This window comes from Nitrospina gracilis 3/211 (genome assembly GCF_000341545.2).
Taxonomy (GTDB): Bacteria; Nitrospinota; Nitrospinia; order Nitrospinales; family Nitrospinaceae; genus Nitrospina; species Nitrospina gracilis.
The window spans coordinates 2,151,185-2,171,667 of sequence record NZ_HG422173.1; the positions used below are offsets into that span (position 1 = coordinate 2,151,185).

At 55.8% G+C, this 20,483-nt stretch carries 13 protein-coding genes and 1 pseudogene; 7 read left to right on the plus strand and 7 right to left on the minus strand.

Annotated elements, in window-relative coordinates; genetic code table 11:
* From TX82_RS10235 to clpB, 5 genes and pseudogenes are all read left to right on the plus strand, one after another.
* Nucleotides 1–932 (plus strand): annotated as a pseudogene (locus TX82_RS10235) (aminotransferase class I/II-fold pyridoxal phosphate-dependent enzyme); the annotation flags it as partial.
* Between the two features lie 21 nt (nt 933–953).
* Nucleotides 954–2,258, plus strand: a complete 1,305-nt coding sequence (locus TX82_RS10240; protein WP_005010094.1) for a homoserine dehydrogenase — start codon at nt 954–956, stop codon at nt 2,256–2,258.
* Nucleotides 2,222–3,601 carry a threonine synthase gene (thrC, locus tag TX82_RS10245; RefSeq protein WP_005010096.1) on the plus strand — a complete coding sequence of 460 codons (1,380 nt, stop codon included), beginning with the start codon at nt 2,222–2,224 and terminating at the stop codon, nt 3,599–3,601. The genes TX82_RS10240 and thrC overlap by 37 nt, the downstream gene beginning before the upstream one ends.
* Before the next feature lie 124 nt (nt 3,602–3,725).
* Nucleotides 3,726–4,679 carry a thioredoxin-disulfide reductase gene (gene trxB / locus TX82_RS10250; protein ID WP_005010097.1) on the plus strand — a complete coding sequence of 318 codons (954 nt, stop codon included), beginning with the start codon at nt 3,726–3,728 and terminating at the stop codon, nt 4,677–4,679.
* A 117-nt stretch (nt 4,680–4,796) separates the two neighbouring features.
* Nucleotides 4,797–7,424, plus strand: coding sequence for an ATP-dependent chaperone ClpB (gene clpB, locus TX82_RS10255; RefSeq protein ID WP_005010098.1), 2,628 nt, complete (start codon nt 4,797–4,799; stop codon nt 7,422–7,424).
* 15 nt (nt 7,425–7,439) lie between these two features.
* Here clpB and TX82_RS10260 read toward each other — a convergent pair whose 3' ends face one another.
* The 6 genes from TX82_RS10260 to TX82_RS10285 all read right to left on the minus strand — a co-directional run bounded on the left by TX82_RS10260 (nt 7,440) and on the right by TX82_RS10285 (nt 15,282).
* A complete protein-coding gene (locus TX82_RS10260) occupies nt 7,440–10,838 on the minus strand; it encodes a UvrD-helicase domain-containing protein (RefSeq protein ID WP_005010099.1) in 3,399 nt (1,132 codons plus the stop codon).
* A complete protein-coding gene (locus TX82_RS10265) occupies nt 10,835–13,507 on the minus strand; it encodes a PD-(D/E)XK nuclease family protein (RefSeq protein ID WP_005010100.1) in 2,673 nt (890 codons plus the stop codon). The genes TX82_RS10260 and TX82_RS10265 overlap by 4 nt, the downstream gene beginning before the upstream one ends.
* Nucleotides 13,508–13,640: 133 nt before the next feature.
* Nucleotides 13,641–14,078 carry a molybdenum cofactor biosynthesis protein MoaE gene (locus tag TX82_RS10270; protein WP_005010101.1) on the minus strand — a complete coding sequence of 146 codons (438 nt, stop codon included), beginning with the start codon at nt 14,076–14,078 and terminating at the stop codon, nt 13,641–13,643.
* Nucleotides 14,079–14,099: 21 nt separating this feature from the next.
* A complete protein-coding gene (locus TX82_RS10275; RefSeq protein WP_005010102.1) occupies nt 14,100–14,351 on the minus strand; it encodes a MoaD/ThiS family protein in 252 nt (83 codons plus the stop codon).
* A gap of 3 nt (nt 14,352–14,354) precedes the next feature.
* The gene (gene moaC, locus TX82_RS10280) at nt 14,355–14,864 is read right to left on the minus strand and encodes a cyclic pyranopterin monophosphate synthase MoaC (protein WP_005010105.1); all 510 of its coding nucleotides are present in this window, start codon (nt 14,862–14,864) and stop codon (nt 14,355–14,357) included.
* A gap of 40 nt (nt 14,865–14,904) precedes the next feature.
* Entirely contained in the window at nt 14,905–15,282 is a 378-nt protein-coding gene (locus TX82_RS10285; protein ID WP_052338248.1) for a VOC family protein, read from the minus strand.
* Between the two features lie 112 nt (nt 15,283–15,394).
* On the opposite strand from TX82_RS10285, the gene TX82_RS10290 reads away from it, so the two are divergent.
* Nucleotides 15,395–16,099 carry an esterase/lipase family protein gene (locus TX82_RS10290; RefSeq protein ID WP_144079155.1) on the plus strand — a complete coding sequence of 235 codons (705 nt, stop codon included), beginning with the start codon at nt 15,395–15,397 and terminating at the stop codon, nt 16,097–16,099.
* Nucleotides 16,100–16,101: 2 nt separating this feature from the next.
* Complete coding sequence (locus TX82_RS10295; protein ID WP_005010110.1) at nt 16,102–16,890, plus strand: hypothetical protein; 789 nt, start codon at nt 16,102–16,104, stop codon at nt 16,888–16,890.
* A 5-nt stretch (nt 16,891–16,895) separates the two neighbouring features.
* Here the strand turns inward: TX82_RS10295 and TX82_RS10300 are convergent, their stop codons facing one another.
* Nucleotides 16,896–20,336, minus strand: coding sequence for an acyl-[ACP]--phospholipid O-acyltransferase (locus tag TX82_RS10300; RefSeq protein WP_005010111.1), 3,441 nt, complete (start codon nt 20,334–20,336; stop codon nt 16,896–16,898).
* Nucleotides 20,337–20,483: the final 147 nt, after the last annotated feature.

Genomic DNA, 20,483 nt, shown 5'->3' on the forward strand with positions numbered 1-20,483 from the left:
GATTGGTATCAGCGCGAGCACGGGGTGTACGTCGATCCGGAGACCGAGGCCATCGCCACCATCGGCTCGAAAGAAGGCATCTCGTCCCTGGCCCTCGCCATCACCGGCCCCGGTGACAGTGTGCTGGTGCCGACGCCGACGTACCCGATCCACACCTACGCCTTTATCCTGGCAAATGCGGACATCACTTCCGTACCCTGAATAAAGACATCGATTTTTTTGAAGCCCTGCTGAAAGCGTTCAAACAGAGCTGGCCGCGACCCAAAGCCCTCATCATCAATTTCCCGCACAACCCGACAACGCAGGTGGTGGATCTCGACTTTTTCGTCAAGGTGGTGGACTTCGCCCGCGAGCACAAATTGATCGTGATCCATGATTACGCTTACGCCGATCTCGTGTTCGACGACTACCGCGCTCCCAGCCTTCTCCAGGTGCCGGGTGCCAAGGACGTGGGCGTCGAATGCTTTACACTGTCGAAAAGCTACAACATGCCCGGCTGGCGGGTGGGCTTCATGGTCGGCAACCGCGAGATCATCCACGCGCTGGCCCGCATCAAGAGTTATCAGGACTACGGCATGTTCCAGCCGATCCAGATCGCGTCCATCATCGCGCTCAACGGGCCCCGCGACTGTGTGAATGAAATCCGCGATTTGTATAAGGGCCGGCGCGACGTATTGTGCTCCGGACTCAACCGCATCGGCTGGGCGGTGGAGCCGCCCAAGGCCACCATGTTTGTCTGGGCGGAAATTCCCGACCAGTTCAAGCAGATGGGGTCGCTGGAGTTTTCCAAACTGCTTCTTGAAAAAGCCAGGGTGGCGGTCTCGCCGGGCATCGGATTCGGCGACGGCGGCGATCATTTTGTCCGTTTTTCCCTGGTGGAAAACGAGCACCGCATCCGCCAGGCTGTGCGGGGCATCCGTGAAATCTTCTAATTCAACCTACTTCGCTTCTTTATGAAACCTGTAAAAATAGGCTTGATCGGATTCGGTACCATCGGCGCCGGCGTGGTGCGCATCCTGCAAAAAAACCGGCAGAACATTGTGGACCGTTTGGGCACGGCGGTGGAGGTGGTGTGTGTTGCCGACCTCGATATCAAAACCCCGCGCGGGGTGGAAGTGGACCAGAACATCCTCACCACCAACGCGTACGATGTGGTCAACCATCCGGAAGTGGATGTTGTGGTCGAGTTGATCGGCGGCTACGAGCCCGCCCGCGACCTGATACTCAAGGCCTTCGAGCACGGCAAGCATGTGGTCACCGCCAACAAGGCCCTGTTGGCCAAACATGGCGATGAACTGTTCGCCGCGGCGGAAAAGCACAAGGTGAACCTTGGTTTCGAGGCCGCTGTCGGGGGAGCGATTCCCATCATCCGTTCCATCCGCGAGGCATTCGTCGCCAACCGCATCGAGGCCATTGAGGGCATCGTCAACGGGACCGCCAACTACATCCTCAGTAAAATGTCCGACGAGGACCTGGACTTCGAACTCGTGCTGAAGGAGGCACAGGAGAAGGGGTTTGCCGAAGCGGACCCGACCTTTGACGTCGAAGGCATCGACTCCGCCCACAAAATAGCCATTTTGAGCCGCCTGTCCTTCGGCACGTCCGTAAATTTTGATGACATCTACATCCAGGGCATCAGCTGCATCACCCCGGTCGATATCAAGTGCGCCCGTGAGTTCGGCTTTCGGATCAAACTGTTGGCGGTTTCCAAGTTCGACGGAAAAGAGTTGGACATCCGCGTGCACCCGGCTATGATCCCGGAGTCCAAACCGATGGCCAACGTCAACGGGGTGCTGAACGCTATTATGGTCCGCGACGACCTGATGGAGGAAAACGTGCTGGTGGGGCACGGTGCGGGATCCCTGCCGACGGGAAGTGCGGTGGTAGGCGACATCGTGGAGATCGCCCGCAACATCCTCTCCGGGGCCTCCGGCCGGGTGCCGGCGCAGTCGTTCCAGACCCACAGCGTTAAAAAAATCCCGCTCAAGCCCACACGGGAAATCGAGGGAGAATATTTTCTACGCTTCCTCGTGCAGGACAAACCGGGTGTATTGTCCAAAATTTCTGGTATTCTTGGGCGACATGAGATCAGCATCGAGTCCATGATCCAGCGGGGACGGGATATGGACGGCAAGGGCGTTCCCCTCGTGATGATGACACACCAGGCAAAAGAGAAAAACATTCAACAGGCTTTAAAAGAAATCGAACAATTGGACGTGGTATGCGAGAAAACGGTTCTCATAAGAGTGGAGAGGTAGCTCTCGAATTCGACGCCTGGTTTCAGTGCATCAATGGCTGTTCCGGCCGGTACGAACTGAATGAGGTGATTTACAACTGCCCGCATTGCGGCGATTTGTTGGAAGTCACGCACGACCTTGAACGGTTGAAAAAACGTTCGGCGGAAGAATGGAAAAACTTGTTCGACGAACGGTACCGTCGTCACGACTGGCCGTATGGCAGTTCCGTTTGGGGCAAGAAAGAACTGGTTTGCCCCAACGTGGACAACGACAACATTGTTTCCACTTATGAAGGGGGAAGCAACCTGTTCTGGGCCGAGCGGCTGGGCCAGCAGCTGGGCCTCGAAGAATTGTGGGTCAAGCAGTGCGGCATGGCGCATTCGGGGTCGTTCAAGGACCTCGGTATGACAGTGCTGGTTTCGATGGTCAAACAGATGCGAACCGAAGGGCAGGACATCAAGGCCGTTGCCTGTGCTTCCACTGGGGATACCTCCGCATCGCTCGCCGCCTATTGCGCGGTCGCCGGTATTCCGGCCATCGTGTTCCTGCCGCGCAACAAGATTTCCATGACCCAGCTCATTCAGCCCATCACCCATGGGGTGATGACGTTTTCGCTGGATACTGACTTCGACGGCTGCATGAAGATCGTCAAGAGCATTTGCCAGGAAAAGGAAATTTACCTCGCCAATTCGATGAATTCGCTTCGCCTCGAAGGACAGAAGACCATCAGTTTCGAGTTGACCCAGCAGTTCGACCAGGAGGTGCCTGATTTCATCATTGTTCCCGGCGGCAACCTGGGCAACGTCAGTGCCATCGGCAAGGGGTACGAGATGATGTACGAACTGGGCATCATCAACAAGCTTCCGCGGCTGGTGTGTGCGCAGGCGGAACGGGCCAACCCGCTGGTACGCAGTTTCAAACGTGGATTCAAATCTTTTAAATCGATCCAGGCGCGTAAGACCCTTGCCAGCGCTATTCAGATCGGGGCGCCGGTCAGTGTGAAAAAAGCCATCCGTGCTTTGCAGAAATTCGACGGCATTGTCGAGGAGGCCACTGAAAACGAACTGGCCAATGCCGCGGGGCGCGCCAACAAGACAGGTCTGTTGTGCTGTCCGCACACCGGGGTGGCCCTGGCGGTCATGGAAAAACTGCTCAAGCGCGGGGTGATCAAAAAGAACCATCGGGTGGTTGTCATTTCAACAGCCAATGGGTTGAAGTTCACCGATTTCCTGGTTAAATACCATTCCAATACCCTGCGTGGCGTGGAACCCGAATGTCTGTTTAAACCCTACGAGCTTCCTGCAGATGAGAGTCGTATCCGGCAGACCATCAACGAAGCGTTGGACGGCAACCTGACGGTGTGAACGGAAGGCCGCCTGCTGGATGAATCGTTTCCATCTGGGACTCATCAAATACCAATAAATTGTTTTACCGGCAGATGCTGTCACAGTTTGTGACTTGCCCGGTTGTGTTAGAAAGGAATGGGACATGGCGGAGGATGTGAAAAAAGTGGCGATCATCGGGTCGGGGCCGGCGGGTCACACCGCGGCCATTTACGCCGCACGGGCCAATCTGGAACCGTTCATGTACGAGGGATACGTGGTTGGCGGCTCCGCAGGCGGCCAGTTGACCACCACCACCGACGTCGAAAACTATCCCGGCTTTCCGGACGGCGTCAACGGGCCGGAGTTGATGCAGTTGTTCCGCCGCCAGTCTGAACGCTTCGGCACGCAGATGGTGCAGGAGGACGTGCACGAAGTGGATTTTTCCAAACGGCCGTTCCGCATCAAGGGTGACAAAACCGAAGTCTTAGCCCATTCCGTCATCATTTCCACCGGCGCCACGGCGAAACGCATGGGCGTGCCCAATGAGGATAAGTTGTGGAACCAGGGCATGTCTGCCTGTGCGGTGTGTGATGGCGCTCTGCCATTTTTCCGCAATCAGCCCCTCATGGTGATCGGCGGTGGCGACACGGCGGTGGAAGAGGCCACCTACCTCACCAAGTTCGGCACCGTGGTTTACCTGGTGCACCGACGGGATGAATTGCGTGCGTCCAAGATCATGCAGGAGCGGGCGCTCAAGAACGAAAAAATCGAAATGGTGTGGGACACGGTTCTGGAAGACGCCATTGGCGACCAATTCGTCACCGGCGCGCGCGTGCGGAATGTCAAAACCAACGATACGCGGGACATCGAAGTCGCGGGCATCTTCTATGCCATCGGTCATACGCCGAACACCCAACCCTTCAAGGGCCAGATCGATCTCGACGAAACCGGCTACATCAAGATCAAACCCGGTTCCCAGGAAACCAGTGTGGAAGGCGTTTTTGCCGCCGGCGACGTGCACGACCATAAATACCGGCAGGCGGTGACCGCCGCAGGAGCCGGATGTGCCGCCGCCCTGGAAGCCGAGCGCTGGCTGGGTGAACAAGGTCTCGCCTGATCCTTCCTGAAAACCGTTCCCATTTTCACCGGCGGTAAATCCCCGTCGCCTGCCTTGACCCTCCCGGTTGCGCATCTTATTTAATTCTCAGCAAGGCTTCAGCCAAGGAGAATAAAGATGCGTTTCGACAAAATGACCATTAAATTGCAGAACGCCGTGATGGAAGCGCAGTCGCTTTGCGAAGGTGCGCGCCAGCAGGCCATCGAATGCGAACATCTGCTCGTGCCGCTGTTGAATGATGCCGAAGGTATTGCGCCGGTGTTGATAGACAAGGTCGGTGCGGACAAGGCGCGACTGGTATCCGATCTCGAAGAACAAATGAACAAATACCCCCGGGTGGAAGGGGCCGGGGGCCAGGTTTATCTTTCGTCCGACCTCAAAACCGTTCTCGATAAGGCTTTTGAAGAAGCCCGGCAAGTCAAGGACGAGTTTTTGAATGCCGAACACGTTCTGCTTGCAGTGGCGGGTGACAACAAAACCCGCGCGGGAAAGCTGTTCAAATCGCACGGCATCAAACGTGAAGACCTTCTGCAAGCCCTCACCACCCTGCGCGGTTCGCAGCGTGTCACCGACCAGAACCCTGAAGCCAAATACCAGGTGCTTGAAAAATACTGCATCGACCTCACCCAGAAAGCCAGTTCCGGAAAACTCGATCCCGTGATCGGCCGCGACGCGGAAATCCGCCGCGTGGTGCAGGTGTTGTCGCGCCGCACCAAGAACAATCCGGTTTTGATAGGTGAGCCGGGCGTGGGCAAGACCGCCATTGTGGAAGGTTTGGCCCAGCGCATTTTTCATGGTGATGTGCCGGAAGGCCTCAAGGAAAAACGCATCATCGCGTTGGACCTCGCCGCATTGGTGGCGGGTACGAAGTACCGGGGAGAGTTTGAAGATCGCCTTAAAGCGGTGCTCAAGGAAATCAACGGCAGTGAAGGCGAGATCATCCTGTTTATCGACGAACTCCACACACTCATTGGCGCGGGTTCGGCCGAAGGTTCGATGGACGCATCCAACATGTTGAAACCTGCACTGGCGCGGGGCGAACTGCATTGTGTCGGCGCGACGACTCTCCGCGAATACCGAAAATACGTTGAAAAAGACGCGGCGCTGGAACGACGGTTTCAACCCGTCATGGTGGGCGAACCTTCGGTGGAAGACACCATCTCCATTCTCCGAGGGCTCAAGGAAAAATATGAAGTGCATCATGGGGTGCGGATCCAGGATGCGGCGATCCTCGCCGCGGCGCGGTTGTCCCATCGTTACATCTCTGACCGCTTTCTGCCGGACAAGGCCATTGACCTGATCGACGAAGCGGCGTCCAGTCTGCGCATGCAGATCGATTCGCTGCCGGCAGAAATCGACGAATACCAGCGCAAGATCATGCAGTTGGAAATCGAACGCGAGGCTTTGAAAAAGGAGTCGGATACGCAGTCAAAGGACCGGCTTCAGAAAATCGAAAAGGAAATCGCCAAACTGGGTGACGCTTGCGAAGCGATGAAGCACCAGTGGGAGAGCGAAAAGAAAGTCATCGCCGAAAAACGCGAATTGAAGGAGAAAATCGAGCAGGCCCGGCGCGAGTGTGAAATGGCCGAGCGGGAAGGGCGGCTGGGACAGGCCGCCGAACTGAAGTACGGCACTCTCCCGCGCCTCGAAAAAGAATTGAGCGACCTCGAGGCGCATCTCTCCCAGGTGCAGACCGAAAAGAAAATCCTGAACGAAGAGGTGGGTGAGGAGGAAATCGCCAGCATCGTTTCACGCTGGACCGGAGTGCCTGTCGAGAAAATGATTCAGTCGGAGAAGAAACGCCTCTTAGCCATGGAATCGCAACTGCATCGCAAAGTGGTGGGGCAGGATGAGGCGGTCACCGCCGTATCGAACGCCATCCGCCGTAGCCGCTCCGGGATTCAGGATCCGAACCGGCCTATCGGCACGTTCCTGTTTCTCGGTCCGACGGGTGTGGGCAAGACGCAGTTGGCGCGGACCCTTGCGGAATTTCTGTTCGACGACGAGCAGGCGATGATCCGCGTCGATATGTCCGAGTACATGGAAAAACATTCCACCGCGCGGCTCATCGGCGCTCCTCCCGGTTACGTCGGTTACGAAGAAGGGGGTTACCTGACGGAACACGTCCGCCGCCGCCCTTACTCTGTGGTGCTTTTCGACGAAATCGAAAAAGCGCACCCGGATGTATTCAATCTGTTTTTGCAGATTCTGGATGAAGGGCGCCTGACGGATGGTCACGGCAAGACGGTGGATTTCAAGAACACCGTGGTGCTCATGACGTCCAACATCGCCGGAAAGATGATCCAGGAAACCGGAATGCAAATGGGGCAGTTGGAAAAGGCTGGAAAGGCGGACTGGGACCGGGAATACGAGAGGGTTCAGGAAGCGGTGCGGCAGGAGTTGCGTCAGCACTTTCGTCCGGAATTTCTGAACCGAATTGACGATATCGTGATTTTCCGCAACCTGTCACGCGAGCAGATCAAGAACATCGTCGATATTCAGATCGAAGACCTGCATAAGCGGCTTGCCGACCGGAATATGGCGCTGGAGTTGAGCGAGGAGGCCAAAGCATGGCTGGCCGAGAAGGGTTACGATCCGGTCTTCGGCGCGCGGCCGCTCAAGCGGGTTATCCAGAAATACGTGCAGGACCCGTTGTCGCTGGAACTGCTCGACGAGAAGATTCAGGAAGGCGACACCATCCGCGTGGAAAAAGAAAACGACGCGCTGGTTTTCCATAAAGGATGACCGGTTCGTACAAACTCACGCATCGCCATTGGAATCCGGCACCTCGACAAGGCGTCGGTGGAGAGGATAGTACAACGCCAGCCTGATGGGCCGTTTTTCTCCCCTCGCACGCAGGATTTCCGCATACGCCTGCAATTGTGTTTTGTAACGCTCTCCCTCCGCTTCGAAGAAAGCCTCAAGTTCGCTTCCTTCGTGTTCTCCGGTTTTGTAATCGATGATCCAGCGCACTCCTTTTTCATCCACAAACGTCCGGTCGAGAATGCGGTTCGAAAAGATGTCCTTTTTGGCGAAGGTCAGGGCGAACTCACTCTCCGCGTCCTCATGTGCATATAAAATCCAGCGCCCCGTCCGTTTGTCTTCCAGTATATTTTGAAGTGCCCGCACGCCTTTATCCGCTACCGCGTCTGCGCGGTCGAATGGCAGGCCTTCGTTCAGCAGGGCCGTCTTGAACGCGGTTTTCATGGAATCCGGCTTTTTTGCATCCCAAACATCCAAGCCCTGGTCGGCGATGTCCTTGAAGCACCGGTGCAGGACGTTTCCCAGAAACCGTGCTTCGTTGCCTGCCCAGAAGTAGGGCGGACGGTCCTCCCGTTCCTCGCGGATATCAAGCGGCCTGCCGGTTTCGATGTCGGCAGGCGGCACGGGAGGCTGGAACCGCTTTGCCAGCCGTTTCAGGCGCGGTGGTTTGGGTTGCGGACGGTACTGCGGTTCCGATTCCGTTCCGGCTTTTTGCAATCGTTGTTTCCAGTCCTCCTCCACATGCGGCCACAGGTGGCCTAGCATGGAGTCCGCGGGCGGCGTCTGGAAGGTTCCATCTTCTTTTTTGCTGAGGTGACCGAACAGGTGGACCTGCTGTTTCGCCCGTGTGACGGAAACATAGAGCAGGCGGCGCGTCTCGTGCCGGTCCCGCAGTTTGTTGAGTTCATTCAGAAATTTGTATATCTCCGATTCCCCGCCCCCGGTTTCCTCAATCGGTGCGAACAGCATGTGATCTTTATGTGTCAGCCAGAAGATCAACTGCTTGTCATTTTTACCGGTTCCTTTTCCCAGTCCGGGAAGCAGAACGAAATCGAATTCCAGTCCCTTCGCCTTGTGCATGGTGAGGATCTGTACCGGGTTGCCCTCGATTGCGGGCGGTTTGGCGTAGAGCCGGTTGAGCACGCGGTCAAACCGGAGCAGGGAGTTGTAATCCCCGGCGTGCACTGTTTTCGAAACTTCCTCGAAAAACACGTCGATGTCCTGCCACTGCGAGCGGTCCACACAGGCGGGACCGCCCAGATGGATCCAGCACCCTTCCAGCAGATCGCGAAAGTCCTCACCCGTAAGGGCCTGGAGAACGGGAGTGAGTTTTTCAATAACACGGGCGAGGCGGGTTTGACCATCGGTGGTCAATGCTTGTTGCCTCTCCGGGTCGTTCATCAACTGCCACGCCGGGGTTTCCGCGTCCATACGGCACAGCCGATGCAGGTCCTCCAGCAGGAATCCGCAGAAAGGCGCGCGCAGAACCGACAGCCAGGCGATGCGGTCGTGCGGATCGAGCAAAGCCCGCATGAGCGACCATAGATCGAGCACGGCCGGGCGGGAGGTGATTTTATCGATGTCCTCGGCACGCAGGGGAATCTTTGCTTCCTGCAAATGTGGCACCAGCGACTCCAGATGGGTGCGTGACCGGACGAGGATGGCGATGGATGCGTCCGGGTACGCGGATTGCAGATTGTGGATCACGTCGATCATCTGGAATGCTTCCTGCTCCGCATTTGTATTGAGAAAGGGATGATATACCACGGCGGGCTGAAGCCCGGCGTCCCGCTCGGCATGCGAAGGCGTGTAAGCGACCGCACCTTCGAGATCGATGCTCCCGGCGGATGCCGCTTCCCGGTCGAGCGTGTCGAAGCAGGCGTTGGTCCACGAAACGAGGCGGGATTGCGAGCGGAAATTGGAACTGAGTTGCAGGGGATCGAGATGCACCGGGCCGATGCCGCCTTCCTTCACCTTATTAAAGAACGAGACTTCGGCGTCGCGGAAGCGGTAGATGGACTGCATGGGGTCGCCGACGATGAATAGCGTGCGTCCGTCGCCCGGCGTCCAGCCTTCGGTGAGTAGGGACAGCAGTTGGTACTGCTTGTAAGACGTGTCCTGAAATTCATCGACCAGGATGTGCTGGAGCTTGAGATCGTATTTCAGCAGGAGGTCGGATGGAGTCATCGGTTTTCCCAGGGACTTCAACGCGGACAGCGACAACTCCGAGTAATCCGTGTTGCCGGATTCGACAAACACCCGGCGCAGGGTTTTCTCGATTTCCGGAAGCAGGCGGAACATCGATTCCAGAAATTCCCAATCACTGTCCTCGAATCGAGGATTGGGCAAACCGGACACCCCACCCAATTCTTTTGCAAAGGCATCTTGTTCTGGCAAGGAAGCCAGAAGATTAAGATAAGATTCTTTAGGCTTCTTGTCGTCGTCCTTTTTATCTGGAGGGAACCCATTCCTTTTATCGACAGTTTTTCTGAATTTTGCCTTATCTGTAACCAGTAATTTTGCGATGGCCTTCCAAACGGGCAAGTGATCCAACGTGGGCTTGGGAAATACCGAGATGGTCGCCATTATGGCCAGCTCATGATCCGGGTTTTCTGCATGCATGTTATTCCCCGCGTAACGAAGCAGGGGAAGCAGTTGCTCTTTCAGTGCATGCCCAAAGTGGCTGTCCGCCGCTTGGAGACGCGCTTCGATCAAGGTGGTCAATGCTTTTTCCTGCTCCGCCCGGCTTTCAGCCGGAGACGGCGCTTCGAGATCCGTCTGGAAAAACGTCAGCATCCAGCGGTCGCGTTTGTCCAGCAGTTGCACCATGCGTTCGAGAAACTTGTTTTTATCGTTGTCCAGGCGTTTCAGCAGTCCGCGTACCGATTCTCCAATCTCAGACTTTTTCTCCACATTTGCCAGCACGCGCCGCGCGGTTTCCCGATACAACGCATCCGTTTTCTCCTCGATGCCGAGAAGCGAACCAATTCCGGAGAGCACCGGCGTCTGCCGGATCAACGACATGCAGAAGGAGTCGATGGTCTGCACCTTCAGCCGGGTGGGATTGTTCAAAAGATTCCATTTTTGTCTCGCGTCCTGTTCCAGAACTTTTTTCGCCAGATGGTATGTCTTGAGACTGTGCGGGTAATCCGGAGGCGGTTCCTGTGCGGCATGGGTGAGCGCTTTGATGATGCGCGTCTGCATTTCGCCTGCCGCCTTGCGGGTGAAGGTCATGGCGAGGATGTGCTCCGGCTTGTCCACCTGTGCCAGCAGGATCAAAAATCGCTGGATCAGCAATTCCGTTTTGCCGGAGCCCGCCGGAGCCTGCACGATGTACGAACGGGTGGCGTCGAGGGCGAGGTCGCGTTGATCCTGATCGTGAATGGGAGCGTTCATTCTTCCGCCTCATCGCTTTCTTCGCCGCCGGTTGAATGGAGCAGTTCCGCTTTTCGGCACAAGGTGGGCAGTTCGCAATGGTCGCAGACGCTGGGTTTATCCAGAGGGTCGATGCCGGTGGCTCCTTCCAGGAATTGCGCGGCGGCTGCCTGTAAGCGGGTTTTCCAGAACGCTTTAGATTGATCCCAATCTTCGAAACCGCCTTTCCCGGGAGATTTGTTTTTTATTCCCGGAATGTCCGGCGTGTCGATTCCCATGCCTTTGAAACCACATTTCCCCTTGCTGACCCGGGCGAACAAGGTGGCGTCGGCGGGATGCGCCAGGCAATAAAGCGGCAGTTGCGGTTCCCGGATGCGTTCGTTGTACCAGCCTGTAACGGGAAATTCTTTTCCTGTCTTGTAGTCGATCAGGGCCAGATGTTTGCCGATGCGATCCACGCGATCGATCTTGAGTCGCAGGTGCAGTTTGTCCAACGAAAACTCAACCGGGGTTTCCGTGCTGAGGACTTCAAAGTCTTCTCTTGCCTGTTCCAATGCCAGCCATTCCTTAACCAGGTTGACCAGTCGCTGGCGCTCCAACTTTTTGAATTCATCCTGGCCAGAAAATAAATTCTGATTCGCGGACAGAACGACATCGACCTGGGTTTGGATGACCTCCGGCAAAATTCCATCGTCTGCCAAACGATCGAGAGCCTGTTTGGTCTTGACTTCCCGCCAGAATCTTTCCAGGATGGCATGCACGAGGTTTCCACGAGCCAGGGCATCCATATCGACCTCTTTGGGTTGGATATCCCTGATTTTAAGGCGATGCAGAGCGAATGCACGAAAGGGGCATTCGGCCTGATGCTTGAGAACGGCATGACCTCCTCTCAGGTTTTCCAACTCCTCTGGGTTCACCCGGATCCAGGATCGGTCTGCCATCTCTTCCAGAATACTGTGTTCCTGGAATTGGTCTATGAGGCGGTACGAAGTGAATTCATTGGAAGGAGGGTCCCATTCATTCCAGGGCGACAACAGGGGACTGGGAAGATTCTCGCGGTCTTCGATCAAAGCCGGAAAACTGATTTGAACATCTGTCGACGACTTCAGAAGCCGGAGTAGAATGGTTTCGTAAAACTGCAAAGTCCGGTTGGGTGTGCAATGCGGCAGGTTATGTTGACGTTGGAGAGTAAAGGGGATGTATGGATTTGGGTCGTTATGAGGGGGCAGGGCATCTGCGTGGCAACCAAGAATCCACACATGATCGAATTGCATGCCTGCCGATTCCAATAGACCTACCACCTGAATCGGTTCCTCCCGCGTTTTGGGCTGGAAGATTTTTTCACGGACGATGTGCGTGAGTGTGTTCATTGCCGTAGTGCGATCGATTTTGCCCAACACGCCATCCAGTGTGGCCAGTTCATCCAGGCATTCATTCCAGGCGTCGTGAATCTGAAATTCCCGGCTGGAAAGACCCCTTCCACCGCGTGGCCAGTTCATTTCGTGCAACAGCCGGGCGATCGCCTTGCCCCAATCGCTCGGGCGACGTGCTCCTTTTGAATCCAGCCAGTTTTTCCATTTATAAAGGAATGAGGAAAATCCGGGATTCTCCTGCAGGTTTTTCAATTTAAGTAACTGATTCAAAGTCACCCGGACGGGGTGATGCAGGCGCAGGATGAGATCCCATTTCAGGCGCGCGGACTCTTCCTTCGCCCAATCTGCAAAATAAGGCGAACGCAGAATCTGCGAAACGATGAGCGTGGAAAAGACGTGATTGGAGCAGGCGAGCAGTTCCAAAGCCAGGTCCACCATGCGTTCCTGAGCGAGCGACGTGCCGAGCGAGATGTTGAAGGGCGCTTCCTTTCCCTGCCAACAGTAAACGGATTCAGGAGCCAGTTCGGCTTTCAATTCGCGTACCAGCATTGCACGGTAGCCGTCCATTTCCGTGACAACAATGCCGATGGTTTTTCCGGGTTGCATGACCGAGCGAATCCAGCGGGCGCATTCAATGACTTCCGTTTGCGGGTCGGGGTAACGCCTAAATTCACCCTTCCATTGATCCTTCTTTTCAGGGAGGACTTTTTCGGAAGTAGCCGGTTCGGCCGGATACCAGGAAATTTTCACATTGCGTGTTTTTAAATAAAGGATGAAGCGGTTCAGTTGCGGCGTGATTTCGTCGAATCCGGCAAAGGTGATGGCGACCGGGACCGGGATGGTTCCCGCCTGCATGCTTTTTTGCACAGCGGGCAGGAGTTCCGCCGCATCGAGTGCATCCCATCGTCTCAAGCGTTCGCGGTACTGCGTCTGCCAGCGATAATAAGCGGTGGCCTCCTCAGAAAGATTGAATAGATCCGGTTTGTCGGCTACTTCGTATTGCTGGGTCAGTTCATAGGCTTTGGCTGCATCCTGAGCTGCACCCTGAAGGTGCATGATATCGAGCCGTTCGGATTGCACGTCATCCTGAATGATGCGCTCCCAAAGCTTTTTGGATTGAAGTGAAGAGAGAACATGCTGGCGTGGCCAGGAGGCGATCCAGGTTTCTTTCAGCCATGCATCGAAAGGTATGATACTGGGTGTATCCCAAACTTTTTGAGATGCGGATTGATTGCAGTTGTGTTGAAGGGTCAGCCAACGGGCAAGTCGAACATTGACTGTTAGGACCAACGTGGATGTGTCCACAGGCGAAGGCATCGGCAGTTGGATCTGTTGAGCAGAAAATGTAGAAAATGGGCGGGAGAACAATCCCCCGATAACGATGTATAAAACAGGTGCGTGTGTCCGGATGGAGCAACGGACCGTGCTCGCCTATGAGTGGCAGGCGGCTTTAAGGTGTTGCCTGAACCCAGACTTCGCCTTTGGAAGTGGTCTCCCGTTTCCAGATGGGCGTGGTGCGCTTGAGTTCGGCGATCGCCCATTCGCAGGACTTGAATGTTTCCTGACGGTGTTCGCCGCAGGCGATGATGAGCACGATGTTTTCACCGATGTCGATGTGCCCGATGCGGTGAATGATGCTCATGTCGATGATGCCGAAGTCCTGTATCGCCTTCTCGCGGATTTCCGCCAGCTTCTTTTCCGCCATCTGCGGGTAATGCTCGAAATTGAGTTCGGTGATGTTCTCGCCTTTGTTCAACTCCCGGCCCGTGCCCAGAAAGGTGGTGATGCCGCCGATGTTGCGCGACGACTTCTTCATCATTTCAATTTCTTCATGGATGTTGAAATCTTCTTTCTGAATGCGGACTTTGGATTCCGTTGCCGTGCTCATGAAAAGTTCCTCACCAAAAGATCAAAGGCCGCCGGAGAAGGGTGGAAGGAGTGCAATTTCGTCACCGTCCTTCACCACCGTATCCAGGGGCACCACATCGTAGTTGATAGAAATCATGATTTTTTTCTGACGCACCATCTCGCCGATCTGCGGCAGGGTTTTGCCGATCATGTGCGTGAGACCTTCGAGGGTGACTTCTCCCTCCAGTTCAAACCGGTCTTCCTCCTTGCCCGCCATCTGCCGGAGATTGGCAAAATACTTGACGGTCACCATGCCTTACGCCTCCGAAACCTGTTCGCGGGTGAAGGTGCCGGATTTGCCGCCGGCCTTGTAGGTCAACCCGATTTCATTGAAAAACATGTCACGGTCCACTGCCTTGCACATGTCGTAGATGGTGAGTGCCGCCATGGAAACGGATGTCAGTGCTTCCATCTCAACTCCGGTTTTGCCGGTGACTTTCACTGTGGCCGTGATGTGGATGGAACACAGGCCGTTGGCGTCCACCTCCGGACATTCCCGGAACTGGATGTCCACGCCGTTCAGCATGAGCGGATGGCACATGGGAATGACGTCCGATGTCTTTTTTGCACCCTGGATGCCCGCCACCTGCGCCACGGCCAGCACATCGCCTTTTTTGATCTGGCCTTCCTGGATGAGCCGCAGGGTTTCCGGCCGCATGAACACCGTGCCCTGGGCGGTGGCGACCCGCTCGGTGACCTGCTTTTCGGACACGTCCACCATGCGGGCGCGGCCTTCTTCATTAAAATGCGTCAGCGGATTGTTCATGATATGTATCTTACAATAAAACCCATTGAACTTTAACCAGTCACGCCGGTTTTTTTTCGTCCGGAGGCTGGTACAGACCGATCCGGTTGCCGTCCGGGTCGAGAAACGTCGCCATTTTGCCGTAAGGATGTTCCTCGATCTCGTGGACAATCGCAACCCCCTTGTTTTTCAGCACCTCCACAACCAGTTCGATGGGTCGGGCCTCCAGGTGAACCATGGCCCCGGCATTTGCCTCCGGTTCCCACCGGTCCACTCGGCGAAGTGCCAGACGCTGGCCGTTGAGGTCGAATTCAGCCCAATCGTCTAACTTGAACAACAGTTTCATGCCGAGCACGTTCTGATAAAATGCAACGGCCCGGTCGAGGTCCACAGTGCCGTAATGCACGAATGCGATTTTGTGGTTCAGAGGGTGGTTCAAAGCGGATCTCTCAAAAGGAAAGGGAAGTCCGGTTCCAGTGTCCATTATAGCAGGAGTCCTTCGGATGAGATTCCACGTCCTTGCCACATTAAATTGCTGGGTCACCTTTTGTATGTGGATACTGAGCCTGACGTTGATAGCGGGGGAACCAGACCGGGTCTGGGCGGAGGGACAGGAGTGTGTGGTCATTTTGCATGGCATTGCCCGGACCAGTGCGTCGATGGCTCCCTTGGCGGCATACCTGGATGAAAACGGTTATTCGGCCATCAACATCGATTACCCATCCACGGACCACGCCATCGACGATCTTGTGGAACGAGTGCATGAAAAACTGCTTGCATCCCCATGGACTCAGGAGTGCATTACCCACTATGTGGGATACTCGATGGGAGCGTTGATTGCGCGGGGGCTCATCCACAAACACCGTCCGGAGAAGCTGGGCCGGGTGGTCCTGCTGGCTCCGCCCAATGAAGGTAGTGAGGTGGCGGATTTCTGGAAGAACAATTTCCTGTACGAATGGCTGTACGGTCCAGCGGGCCAGGAATTGGGCACGCAAAAAAATGCATATCGCGACCGCTTCGGAGAAGTAGATTTCGAGGTTGGGGTGATCGCAGGAGACCGGTCGATCGATCCTCTGTCCTCTTCCATCATCCCCGGACCGGACGATGGCAAGGTGTCGATTCCCCGCACGAAGCTGCCCGGCATGAAGGACCATATTGTGGTGCACGCCACGCATACCTTCATCATGAAAAATGAAAAGGTGATGAAACAGACTCTGTATTTTCTCAAGCACGGTGCTTTTAAAGAAGAAAGGTGAGTATGAGCCATAAATTGCGGGTGGGGATTTTACTGGCGGTGACGGTATTCGGTGTATTGGCGGTGTTTTCGTTTCCTCCGGTTCCACAGGACCCGGACTACCACAACTTCGCCGACACGTATTCACTTCTGGGCATTCCCAATTTTGGCGACGTCACCTCAAACCTGGTATTTGTGGCGGTCGGCCTGATGGGTCTGGCGGTGTTAACACGGGTGTCCGGAAGACAGGAGGTTTTTTACCTGCCACAGGAAAAATGGATGTTTGTTCTCACGTTCGGTGGAACCATCTTCATTGGCTTCGGGTCCATGTACTATCACTGGTCACCCGATGACGCCAACTTGCTCTGGGACCGACTGCCGATGACGGTGGTGTTTGTATCGGTGTTTGCCTTGGTGCTGGCAGACCGGCTGGGTCCGCAGGTCGGGGTGGCGGCGTTGGGTCCGCTGGTGTTTGTCGGTCTCACATCGGTGCTGTACTGGGATCATACGGAACGGCTGGGGCAGGGCGATCTGCGTCCTTACGTGCTGGTGCAGTTTTTGCCCATGATTCTTATTCCGCTCCTGTTTTTCCTGTTTCCTCCGCGTTACAGCGGGTCAGTGGCGTTTGTGAGTGTGCTGGCCTGGTACGTGGTGGCCAAGGTCTTCGAGCATTTCGATGCGTGGATTTACAGCGGCACGGCGGAAATCGTGAGTGGTCACACGCTGAAACACATCATTTCCGGGGCGGCATTGTTTTTCCTGGTCCCCTACCTGCAAAACAGAAAGCGACTGAAAGAGGCACCAGCTGGATAGTTTTATCAGGCTCCGTGATCGGTGTTGACCAACTCCTGCGTCGTGACGTAATCCACCTTGCCCGTGGCAAGAAGAGGCACTTCATCGACCACCATGATTTTCTTCGGGATGCTCAGTTCGCCCAGCCCGTTGGCCTTGACGTGCTGGACGATGGCGTCACGGGCGGCATCCTTGTTTGTCGTGACCAGCACCATCTGCTCGCCTTTTTTCTCGTCGGGAAGCGTGACCACGGCGTGATTGTGGTCCGGCCACAGGATGGAGAGGTACGATTCCACGGCGGTCAGTGAAATCATCTCCCCGCCGATCTTGGCGAAGCGCTTGGCCCGGCCCTTGATTGTGATGAAGCCTTCCTCGTCGATGTCCACGATGTCTCCCGTGTCGTACCAGCGTCCCTCCGGCGGTTCCAGCACGCCCGGGTTGGTGTGCCGCAGGTAGCCCGCCATGACGTTGGGGCCGGTGACCCACAACCGTCCGCCTTCATCGATGCCGGGAATGGTTTCCAGTTTGTGTTCGATGGCGGGCAGGAAGCACCCCACCGTTCCCGGCTTGCTGAGCATGGGCGTGTTGAGCGACAGGATGGGGGCGGTTTCAGTTGCGCCGTAGCCTTCGAAGATGCGGATGCCGAACTTTTCCGCCCACACCTTGCGCGTTTCTTCCTTCAGTTTTTCCGCGCCGGCGAACATGTAACGCAGGTTGTAGAAGTCGTATGGGTGTCCGTAATGCGCATACCCGGCGAGAAACGTGTCGGTTCCGAACATGATGGTGGCGTTGGTGTCGTAGATGAGTTCCGGGATTTGGCGGTAATGCAGGGGCGACGGGTAAAAGAAAATCTTGAGCCCGCACAGCGCAGGCAGAAGCGTGCCGCCGGTGAGACCGAAGGAATGGAAAACCGGAAGCGAGTTGAACACGATGTCGGTGGGGCCGAGGTCGATGCGCGCGTTCAGTTGATTAACGTTGGAGACAATGTTGGCGTGAGTCAGCACCACGCCTTTGGGAACGCCTTCGGAACCGGAGGTGAAGAGCACCACGCAGGGGCTGCCCGGGTCGGTTTCTCCCCGGCATGCTTTGCGGTAGGCGCGTTCGGGAAACAGGCTGGATAGCACGCCGCGCAGTTTGGCGAACAGGCCGATTTCCTTTTGAAGGTTTTCCAGGTAAACGATGTTTATTTTTGCTTTTTCGAGTGCGTCGGTGACGTCGTGCAGTTTTCCTTTCTCGATGAACAGGCGCGAGGTGTAAACCGTCTTGATCTTCGCCGCGTCGCAGGAGGCGAGCATGTTTTTGGTGCCGACGGAAAAATTAAGCATCGCCGGGATGCGTCCGAACGCCTGCAAACCGAAAAACGTGACCAGAGCACCGTTCGCGTTGGGCAACAGCACGCCCACGTATTCCCCAGGCTCTGTGCCTTTGGCTATGTGGCGGCCGAGTATGAAACTGCGCAAAATCAGCTGACGGTAGTTGATGGGTTTGCGTTCGATGTCCTCCGCCACGGCGTGCCCTCCGCCGTGGGCAAAGCATGCCTCCAGCAGGGCTTCGAACAGGGTTTTGCGGGAATCACTGCTTTCGAACAGCATGTTCGACATCAGCCGGTACAACTGGCTGGCGGCAAGTTTGCGGCGTTTGCGACCTTTCACTTCATCCGGCACGTGGAACGTGCGCGGTTCCAGGAAGGTGAGGGTGATTTTGGGAAACCAGCGCATCGGCAGCTTGCCGCGCATGCGCGAGAAAGGTGTGTACTGTGCACCGTTGATGCGTACGGGTAGAACGGGTGCGCCGGATTTGTCAGCGATCATGCCGGGTCCTTCATACACCTTCATCAGCGATCCCGTAACTGTGATGCGGCCTTCCGGGAAGATCATCACCCGGGCGCCGTTGCGGATCGCCTCGATGAGTCCGCGCGTGGCGATGGGGCTGGTCGGGTCCATGGCAAAGGTGTCCACCAGGGACAGGAAGGGCCTAACCATCCACGACCTTGCGATGTAGGTGTTGATGGCAAAGGTCAGTTTCACCGGGGTGTAGGCGGCGATGAGCGCGGCATCCAGGAACGAAAGGTGGTTGGCGATGATGATGAATTTGCCGTTTGAGACTTTTTTGTAATTCTCGAAACCTTTTACTTCTACTTTATAAAGCGTGTGAAAGATCCAGATGAGGATGGATTTGACGAGGGCGTCGGGCAGAAGCTGGCAGGTGTAAAGCGCGACGAATGTGTTGAGGATCGCGAGGGTCAGGAAGACGCGGGTGACGTCGAAACCCATCTTCAGCATGATGGCGGTGCCAATGGCGGAGACCACCATGAACAGGGCGTTCAGCACATTGTTGCTGGCAATGGTGCGGGAACGGTGCGTGATCTCCGAACGCGATTGAAGGATTGCGTAAAGGGGAACGATGTAGAGCCCACCACACAGGGAAATCATGAGCATGTCAAACAGGATACGCCAGCTGGAGAAATGCGTGAGGAACGCCCCGGCGCCGATCAACTCTGTATCGGTTGAGATGAACGTGCTCTGGCTTGCGAAATACAGGTCGATGATGAACACCGTCATGCCCAGCATACCGAGCGGCACGTAGGTGGCGACGATCTCGCCTTTCAGCAAACGGTTGCAGAGCAGGGATCCGACGCCGATACCGACCGAGAACACGGTGAGGAACAGGGTCACCAGTTCCTCGTTGCCGCCGATGATGTCCTTGCCGTATGTCGGGAACTGGGCGAGGAAGGTGGCGCCGATCAACCAGAACCACGAGATGCCCAGGATCGACAGAAATACATCCCTGTTCTGGTAAGAGTAGCGGACGATGTTCCAGGTTTCCCTGAAAAAATTGTAATCGACCTTCAGCTTGGGGGCGGCGGCCTGGCGTTTCGGAATATACAGGCTGCCGACGAAGCCGACGGTGGCCAGCATGACGACGAGGCCGGTGACCATCCACACCCCGCCATCGCGCAGGATCAACAGACCGCCGACGATGGTGCCGACGAGTATGGAGACGAAGGTGCCGGCCTCGATCAGGGCGTTGCCGCCGATCAGTTCGTCCTCCACCAGCAGTTCCGGCAGGATTCCGTATTTGATGGGTCCGAAGAATGCCGACTGGGTGCCCATGAGAAACAGGATGATCATGAGCAGGTTGACGCTTTCTATGTAGAATCCGTAACCCGCGCCGATCATGAGCAGGATTTCGACGAACTTGATGATCCTGACCAGACGCGATTTTTCGTATTTGTCGGCGAGTTGGCCGGCCGTGGCCGAAAACAGGAAGAAGGGTAGAATGAAGATGCCCGCGGCGGCGGTGATCATCAACTGCGCGTTCAGGCCGGCCTTTTCCGCGGCGACGTAGGTGATGAGGATGACCAGCGCGTTTTTGAAAAGATTGTCGTTGAAGGCGCCGAGGAACTGGGTGACGAACAGGGGTAGAAACCGCCGTGTCCAAAGAAGATTGAGTTGGTTTTTAAGCATCCGGTTCTGGAGTCAGGAGTTTTGAGGGGGTGGTTGGGCTACAAAATTTCCACATTCAAAAGCGGCATATTGTATCATTATACCTTTTCGTTTTTCCGTACGGATTTGAAATAAATTCCTTTACCCGTTTAATGCCTCCATTTTTAG